Source organism: Phenylobacterium sp., from assembly GCF_037189685.1.
Taxonomy (GTDB): domain Bacteria; phylum Pseudomonadota; class Alphaproteobacteria; order Caulobacterales; family Caulobacteraceae; genus Phenylobacterium.
Genome location: NZ_JBBCIT010000052.1, coordinates 20,532 through 29,408, shown reverse-complemented (window position 1 = coordinate 29,408; position 8,877 = coordinate 20,532). Strand labels below are relative to the sequence as shown.

Annotated in this window: 6 protein-coding genes; 5 read left to right on the top strand and 1 reads right to left on the bottom strand. The window is 67.1% G+C overall.

What is annotated here, in order from left to right; genetic code table 11:
* The 5 genes from WG212_RS22300 to WG212_RS22280 all read left to right on the top strand — a co-directional run.
* A partial coding sequence (locus tag WG212_RS22300; protein WP_337189311.1) for a DUF481 domain-containing protein occupies positions 1-995 on the top strand: 995 nt, incomplete at its 5' end.
* A 193-nt stretch (positions 996-1,188) separates the two neighbouring features.
* Positions 1,189-1,824 carry a DUF4136 domain-containing protein gene (locus WG212_RS22295; RefSeq protein WP_337189310.1) on the top strand — a complete coding sequence of 212 codons (636 nt, stop codon included), beginning with the start codon at positions 1,189-1,191 and terminating at the stop codon, positions 1,822-1,824.
* Positions 1,825-2,111: 287 nt separating this feature from the next.
* Positions 2,112-2,657, top strand: a complete 546-nt coding sequence (locus WG212_RS22290; RefSeq protein WP_337189309.1) for a DUF1003 domain-containing protein — start codon at positions 2,112-2,114, stop codon at positions 2,655-2,657.
* A 247-nt stretch (positions 2,658-2,904) separates the two neighbouring features.
* Complete coding sequence (locus tag WG212_RS22285) at positions 2,905-4,098, top strand: PLP-dependent aminotransferase family protein (protein ID WP_337189308.1); 1,194 nt, start codon at positions 2,905-2,907, stop codon at positions 4,096-4,098.
* A gap of 66 nt (positions 4,099-4,164) precedes the next feature.
* Positions 4,165-5,793, top strand: a complete 1,629-nt coding sequence (locus tag WG212_RS22280; RefSeq protein WP_337189307.1) for a GMC family oxidoreductase N-terminal domain-containing protein — start codon at positions 4,165-4,167, stop codon at positions 5,791-5,793.
* A gap of 184 nt (positions 5,794-5,977) precedes the next feature.
* Here the strand turns inward: WG212_RS22280 and secA are convergent, their stop codons facing one another.
* Positions 5,978-8,734, bottom strand: coding sequence for a preprotein translocase subunit SecA (gene secA / locus WG212_RS22275; protein WP_337189306.1), 2,757 nt, complete (start codon positions 8,732-8,734; stop codon positions 5,978-5,980).
* Positions 8,735-8,877 lie beyond the last annotated feature (143 nt).

Sequence of the window (8,877 nt, the reverse complement as noted above, 5' to 3'; positions counted from 1 at the left end):
GCCGTGCGGGAATCGTTTCGCTTGCAGGGCTGTTGCTGGCGGCAATACCATCGGCATCGGCCGCCGTTGCGCTCCATGCCCCGGACTATGCCGACGATCGCAGGTATGATCAGGGCGATGGCTCCGCCGATCGCGCTGACGATTTGCCGGAACCGGTCCGCCTGATGATCGAGGCCGCGATTGCGAGCGGCGATCCGCGCAAGGTCGATACGGTGGCCGAATTCGCCCGCAAGACCATTCCCGCCGCGGCTAACGAGATCGACGCCATGACCGGCGGCTTCCACGCCGAGCGCAGACGCGTCGCGGCCCAGTCCGCCGCCCGCAAGGAGCGCGAGCTGCGCGAGGCCGGTCTGCTTGAGAACTGGAGCGGCCGGGGCGAACTGGGCGCGACGCGCTCCACCGGCAATGTCAGCGAAACCGGCGTTACCGCTCGCCTGTCCGTGAAACGCGAAGGAATCGACTGGACGCACAAGCTGCTGGCCGCCATCGGCTATCAGCGCACTTCGGGCCGAACCTCGAAGGAGCAACTGCTGTTCTCTTACGAGCCAAACTACGCGGTTTCAGACCGGCTCTTCACTTATGGCCTCTCTCAATATGAACGGGATCGCTTTCAGGGCTTCACCAGCCGCGTCTCTGTGTCAGGCGGCATGGGGTACAATCTTATTGACCGAAGGCGGCTGAATCTGGCCATCAAGGGCGGCCCTGCATGGCGCCATACGGTGTTCACCGATACGGGCAGCGATGACAGCATGGCCGCGCTCGCCGCGCTGGATTTCGATTGGCAGCTCAGTGAGGGCATGAAACTGACGCAGGACGCCAGCGCCTATCTCGAATCCGCCAACAGCACATTGAAATCGGCGACCGGGCTTGAAGCCAAGATCAACAGCCGCCTTGCCGCGCGCTTGTCCTATACGGCGGAGCTCAACACCGATCCGCCACCGGGTGCGGTAAAAACCGATACCCGCACGCGCTTCACCGTCATTTACGATTTTTGAAGCCGGAACGGCCCGATTTCGCCCCATTCCGGGCCATCTGCGTGCAAAAGGCAATTCAACCCCTATTCAGCACGGTTTGTCTACACCATGTAGGTGTACGAGGGCCACGCCGGGCGGGAGCGTGTTGCCTTGTTGATTTCGTGGAGAAAATGACATGATAAGTCCCCACAAAGGCCGCATGATGCAGGCAAGGATGGCTGCGGTCGTGCTGCTGCTGTTTGGCCTTGCCGCGTGTGCTTCGCCGTTTCGCGCCGATGTTTCGCGCTTCCAGTCGCAATTGCCGCCTCCCGCCGGGCAGACGTTCGCGGTCGTCGCGGACGATCCCAACCTGTCGGGTGGGATCGAGTTTCGCCAGTATGCGCTGCTGGTAGAGCAGCAACTCGCCGCTCACGGCTATACTCCGGCCTCAAGCCCGGAGCAGGCGCAGCTGTTGGTCCGCTTCGATTATGGCGTGGACAACGGGCGTGAACGTTTGCGGTCGACCGGGTTCGCGCACGGTTCCCATTTCAGCCCGTGGTACGGTTATGGCCCTTACAATTACTGGGGCCCGTATCGCCGGGGCCTGTGGTCCTATGGCTGGTATGATCCCTGGATGGGCGGAAACGACATCGAATCCTATACCGTCTACACTAGCGGCGTGGATCTGAAGATCGATCGCCGCGTGGACGGTGTGCGTCTGTTCGAAGGGCAGGCCGAAGCGGTGTCGCGCTCCAACAAGCTGCAATATCTCGTGCCCAATCTGGTGGAAGCGATGTTCACTGGCTTCCCCGGCAATTCGGGAGAAACGGTGCGCATCAGCGTGGCACCGGAAGGCCAGCGGCAACGCTGATCGCTGATCCTGCAAGTCTATACCAAGGGCGGGTTGCGTGACGCGGCCCGCCCTTTTTGTTGAACCCGTCCTCACGACGCGCGACACTTGCCCAAACCCAAAGCGGAACCTCTCGGCCGGGGGAGCAAGCGGCTGGAATTATGCAATGGTGACCAACGCGCGGATGGTGGAACGCTTTGCCCGCGTCGCGCGCGCGATGGGGCGTGAAATTGCCACTGCGCGGGAGGCATGGGAAATCCTCGGCCCAGCCTGATACCCACATCACCGATAGTCGGGAGATTGAAAGCATGAATCAGCTCAGCCGCGTTACTCTCGACCTTGCAAGATCGCTGCTGGGCGATGCCCCATCGAAACGGCAACAACACGTCGTCGACCAGATCGAGGCAAGGCGCCCGATCAGTCAGGACGCGGGTGAGCTTGCCACTCGTCAGGACAGTTTCTGGGATCGGCTGGCCGATGCCGTCGCGCGCATCGGCGGCTCATGGCCGTTCATCGGCGTGTTCTTCCTGTTCCTGTTAGGCTGGACCGGCGTGAACAGCGTGGTTCTGGCAAAGGGATCGGCCTTCGATCCTTACCCTTACATCTTCCTCAACCTGATGCTTTCGATGCTGGCCGCGATACAGGCGCCGATCATCATGATGAGCCAGAACCGCGCCGCCCAGCGCGACCGCAAGGCCGCCGAGCACGACTATCTGGTCAACCTGCGGGCGGAACTGGAGATCATGCATCTCCACGACAAGGTGGACGCCCTGCGCGAGCAGGAGCTGCTCGACATCATCCGCCAGCAGGCCGAGGCCCTGGCGCTGCTGCGGGCCGACCGCGCGCCGTCGTAGGGGCCGCCAGCCACGGGCACGAGGCCAGTCTCGCCGAAGCGGCGCCTGACAGGCCGCGGCCGCCCTGCTAAAGTGTCCCCATCATGAGCCGCCGGCCCCCGCAGTCTTCGCAGGTAGCCGCCCCCCATACGGGGGTCAGCGAGGCCATGCGCGGCTGATCCGCCGCCACCGCCCGACGATCCCCGCAACACGCGGATGGATCGGCCGGGCGACCTCTCCATCCGCAATCCGCCGATGGAGACTTTCGATGAACACCTGGAACGACCGCTTCAGCCAACGCATGACGCGGGTGCGCGCCTCCGAGATCCGCGAGTTGCTCAAGCTCCTCGACCAGCCCGACGTCATTTCCTTCGCCGGCGGCATTCCCGACCCCGAACTCTTCCCGGCCGAACGGATGAGCGCGCTGTTCGCCGAGGCGGCGGCCGAGACGGGCGGGCGGGCGTTGCAGTACTCGGTGACCGAGGGCCTGCCCGAGCTGCGCGAATGGATCGCGGCGCGGATGGCCGCGTCCGGCGCGCCATGCGGCGCGGACAACATCCTCATCACCACCGGATCCCAGCAGGCCCTGGACCTGATCGGCCGGCTGTTCCTGAACCCCGGCGACACGGTCCTGGTCGAGCGGCCGACCTACATGGGCGCCCTGGGGGCCTTCAATGCCTGCGAGCCCGCCTACGCCGACCCCGGCGGCGACCCGCCGCCGGGCGCGCGGCTGGCCTATGTGGTCCCCGACTTCGCCAACCCGACCGGCCGGAGCCTGAGCCGCGCCGGGCGCGAGCGGCTGCTGGACCTGGCCCAGGACCGCGGCCTGGCGATCGTCGAGGATGCAGCCTATCGCGACCTGAGGTTCGGGGATGACCAGGCTCCGTCGATCCTGGCGCTGGACGCCGCGCGCAGCGGCTCGGTGGAGGCGGGGCGCACGCTCTACTGCGGCACGTTCTCCAAGACCCTTTCACCCGGCCTGCGCCTGGGTTGGGTGTGCGCGCCGCGGGCGGTGATCGAACGGCTGGTCCTCCTGAAGCAGGGCAGCGACCTGCACGCCTCGACCATCAACCAGATCGTGACGGCCCGCCTGCTGGAGGGCGACTACGAGGCTCATCTCCAGCGCCTGCGGGCCGCCTACGCCGCACGCTCCGAAGCGATGCAGCAGGCGCTGTCGCGGCACATGCCGATGGGTGTGACGTGGACCTCGCCCCAGGGCGGCATGTTCACCTGGGTCGAGCTTCCCGACGGTCTCGACGGGGCGGTGCTGCTGGAGGCCGCCCTGGCCGAGGAACGGGTCGCCTTCGTGCCCGGCGCGCCGTTCTTCGCCACGGCCCCGCGCGCGGCCTCGCTGCGTCTCAGCTTCTCGCTGCCATCCCCGGAAGTGATCGACGAAGGCGTGCGCCGCCTGGGCCGGGTGATCGCCGCCCGCGTGGCCCCGCGCCTGCGCGCGGCCGGCTGAACTCCGCAAGACGGGACGGGCGGGACAAGGCTGGCGACGGCGGGCCGTTTCGCGCATGAACGGCCCATGGCGCAGGCGGATCTCCTCGACGGCGAGTACGATTATATCGTGGTGGGCGCGGGGTCGGCCGGATGCGTCGTCGCCAACCGCCTTTCGGCCGATCCGCGCAATCGGGTGCTGCTCCTGGAAGCGGGCGGGCGGGACGACTGGATCTGGTTCCATATCCCCGTCGGCTATCTGTTCGCCATCGGCGATCCGCGTTCGGACTGGCTGTTCGAGACCGAGCCCGAGCCCGGGCTGAACGGGCGCACCCTGAAGTATCCGCGCGGCAAGGTGGTGGGCGGCTCCTCGGCCATCAACGCCATGATCTCCATGCGCGGCCAGGCGGCCGACTACGACCACTGGCGGCAGTTGGGGCTATCCGGCTGGGGCTGGGACGACGTGCGGCCGGCGTTCCGGCGCCTCGACGACCATTTCCTGGGAGAGAGCGAGCATCATGCCGTCGGCGGCGAATGGCGGGTGGAGCCGCCCCGCGTGCGCTGGGCGGTGCTGGACGCCATTGCACGCGCGGCCAACGAGATGGGCGTGCCGTCCACGCCGGACTTCAACACGGGCGACAATACGGGCGTCGGCCTCTTCCATGTGAACCAGCGGCGTGGCCTGCGCTGGTCGGCGGCGAAGGGATTCCTGGCGCCGGCGCTGAAGCGGCCGAACCTGCGCCTCGTCACGGGCGTCCAGGTGGAGCGCGTCCTGTTCGATGGGCGACGCGCGGCGGGCGTCGCCTGGCGAGGGCCGGACGGGCCAGCCACGGCCCAGGCGCGGGGCGAGGTGATCCTGTCGGCCGGCTCCGTCGGCTCGACCCAGATCCTCCAGCTCTCGGGCGTGGGGCCGGGCGGCTGGCTGGCGGAAGCCGGCGTTCCGGTCGTGCTCGACCGTCCCGGCGTCGGGGGCAATCTGCAGGATCACCTCCAGCAGCGGGCCATCTACAGGGTGAGCGGCGTACCGACGCTGAACGAGCGCTACCACAACCTGATCACGCGCGGGCTGATGGGCGCGGAGTACGCCCTGTTCCGCACGGGGCCGCTGACGATGGCTCCGTCACAGCTCGGCATCTTCACCGTCTCGTCGCCCGAGCATGAGCGGCCCAACATCCAGTTCCACGTCCAGCCGCTGTCGCTGGATCGTTTCGGCGAACCCCTGCACCGCTTCCCGGCGGTGACGGTGGCGGCGTGCAATCTGCGGCCGACCTCACGCGGGACGATCCGGCTGCGCTCCGGCGACCCGGCAGATGCGCCCCGGATCGCACCGAACTACCTCGCCACCGACGAGGACCGGCGGGTGGCGGCGGACGCCATCCGGGTGACCCGCCGGCTGATGGCCCAGCCGGCGATGACCCCGTTCTCGCCACGGGAGCACCTGCCCGGACCGGCCGTGGGCGACGACGACGCGTCCCTGGCGAGGGCGGCGGGCGAGATCGGAACCACGATCTTCCACCCCGTGGGCACGGCGAAGATGGGGCTGGAATCCGATCCCCTGGCGGTCGTGGACGCGCGCCTGCGGGTGATGGGGCTTCAGGGCCTTCGCGTCATCGACGCCTCGGTGATGCCCACCATCACCTCGGGCAACACCAACACCCCCACCATCATGATCGCCGACCGCGGCGCCGGCTTCGTGCTGGAGGACCGACGGGGGTGAGGCCTCAGCGCGCCGAAAGCGTGGTCATTCTGAACCCCGGAAAACACGCCCCCTGAAGGCGGCGCCGCTCGCGGAGGCTTTCCGCGTCCTTCCGCCTCGTCCGGGGTTCGCAGCCAGGCTGCCGACGCGGCGCGACGGGTCGAGAGGTCCGCGCGCGCCTCGACCGCCCCGCGTCACGACGCTTTCAGACCAGCGCGCCGTGGCAGTGCTTGAACTTCTTGCCCGAACCGCAGGGACAGGGCTGGTTGCGGCCGGTGTCCTCCCAGCCATCCGGCAGGGCCGAGACCGGCAGCGCCTGGCGCTGTGCGGCGGCCACGCCGTCGGGAACGCTCCCGTCGACTTCGTTCTCGCCGGTGAAGGGGTCCAGGTGGACCTCGAACGTGGGCTGGGGCGGCGGCTGGGCCGGCTCCTCGAACGCGATCTCGACGTTCATCAGCCAGCGGGTCGTCGTCTGACGCAGGTCGACAAGGAGCTTCTCGAACAGCGAGAAGGCCTCGGTCTTGAACTCGTTCAGCGGATCTCTCTGGCCGTACCCCCGAAGGCCGATCACCGTCCGCAGGTGGTCGATGTGCATGAGGTGTTCGCGCCATTGCAGGTCGATGGTCTGCAGCAGGAAGCTCTTCTCCACCATGCGCATACGGTCGGAGCTGAGCAGCGCCTCGCGCTCGGCGACGCGGGCGTCGGACGCCTGGGTGATGCGCTCTTCGATCTCCTCGTTGGCGATCCCCTCCTCGGCGGCCCATTCGGCGATCGGCAGGTCGAGACCGAGATAGTGCTGGACCTGGGCCTTCAGCCCCTCGACGTCCCATTGCTCGGCATAGGCCTTGGGCGGCAGATGCCGGTTCACGAGGTCGGCGATGGTGTCGGTGCGGAACTCGCCGATGATCTCGGAGAGGTCCTGGGCGTCCATGAACTCCTGGCGCTGCTCGAAGACGGCCTTGCGCTGGTCGTTGATGACGTCGTCGTACTTGAGCAGGTTCTTGCGAACCTCGTAGTTGCGCTGCTCGACACGCTTCTGGGCCGTGGCGATGGCGCTGTTCAGCCACTTGTGGGTGATGGCCTCGCCTTCCTGCACGCCGAACGTCCGCATGATCGCGTCCAGCCGTTCGCCGGCGAAAATCCGCAACAGGTCGTCCTCGCACGAGAGGAAGAACTTGGACTGGCCCGGGTCGCCCTGGCGGCCCGTGCGGCCGCGGAGCTGGTTGTCGATCCGCCGGCTCTCGTGCCGCTCGGTGCCGAGCACGAACAGGCCGCCGGCGTCCAGGGCCTGCTTCTTCAGGTCGGCGATGTCGGCCTCGATCTTCGCCTTCTGGGACAGGGCCTGTTCAGGCGTCGGCTCGACGCCCGCGTCGATCTGCTCCTCGCGCCATTTGGCGAGGCGCATGTCGATGTTGCCCCCGAGCTGGATGTCGGTGCCGCGGCCGGCCATGTTGGTGGCGATCGTGACCGCGCCAGGGATGCCTGCGTCCGCCACGATCCCGGCCTCCTGCTCGTGGAAGCGGGCGTTCAGCACGCTGTGCGGGATGCCCCGGATGGTCTTGCCGTCCTTCTCGAAGGTATGGGCCTTCAGCAGCTCGGAGAGCTGCTCGGACTTCTCGATCGTGACGGTGCCCACCAGGATCGGCTGGCCTCGGAGATAGCAGGCCTCGACCTGCTTCACGATCGCCTGGTTCTTCTCGCGGTTGGTCCGGTAGACCTCGTCGTCGTTGTCGATCCGCTGGATGGGCCGGTTGGTGGGGATTTCCGCCACGTCCATCTTATAGATGTCCATGAACTCCTGGGCCTCGGTCGAGGCCGTGCCGGTCATGCCGGACAGCTTGGAATAGAGGCGGAAGTAGTTCTGGATCGTCACCGAGGCCAGGGTCTGGTTCTCGGGCTGGATGACGGCGTCTTCCTTGGCCTCGATGGCCTGGTGCAGCCCTTCCGAAAGCCGGCGGCCGTGCATCATGCGGCCCGTGAACTCGTCGATCAGGATCACCTCGCCCGCGCGGACGATGTAGTCCTTGTCGCGGACGTACATCACGTTGGCGCGCAGCGCCTGGTTCACGTGGTGGACGACCGAGATGTTGGCCGCGTCGTAGAGACCGGCGGAATCCTCGGCGAGGTGGCCGGCGGCGGCCATCATCTCCTCGACCTTCTCGGAGCCCTCCTCGGTCAGCATGACCTGGCGCTGCTTCTCGTCGTGCTCGTAGGTGGACGGGTCCTTGACCAGTTCCTTCACGATGGCGTCGACGGTCCGGTAGAAGTCCGACTTGTCGTCGGTGGGACCCGAGATGATGAGGGGTGTGCGCGCCTCGTCGATCAGGATCGAGTCCACATCGTCGACGATCGCGAAATTGTGGCCCCGCTGGACCATGTCGGCCTTCTCGTAGACGAGATTGTCCCGGAGATAGTCGAAGCCGAATTCGTTGTTGGTGCCGTAGGTGATGTCGGCGGCGTAGGCGGCCTGGCGCTGGCCCTGGGAAAGGCCGTGGACGATCACGCCCACGGTGAGGCCGAGGAAGCGGTAGACCTGCCCCATCCACTCGGAGTCGCGCTGGGCCAGATAGTCGTTGACGGTGATGACATGGACGCCCTTGCCCGCGAGCGCGTTCAGGTAGACGGGCGACGTGGCCACGAGCGTCTTGCCCTCGCCGGTGCGCATCTCGGCGATGCCGCCCTTGTGCAGGATCATGCCGCCCACGAGCTGGACGTCGTAGTGGCGCTGGCCCAGGACCCGGCGGGACGCCTCGCGGACCACGGCGAAGGCCTCGTCCATGAGTTGGTCGAGGGTCTCACCCTTGGCGAGACGTTCCCGGAACTCGACGGTCTTGCCGCGCAAAGCTTCGTCGGACAGCGCCTGGATCTGCGGCTCCAGGCCCGCGATCCTGGCGACACGCGCGTGGAGCGATTTGACCTTGCGGTCGTTGGAGGTGCCGAAGAACCGTTGGAAAATGCTCAAGGGAAGTGTCCGTAAGGCGGCGACGGGCCCTTTGCCCACCGATCGGAAGGCGCTCTTTTGGGGCGTGGGTGACTTAAGGACTGCCCCCCGCCAAGTCAACGCGACGCACCGCAGCAGGGGTTGACTTGGTCAGCCTCGCCCCG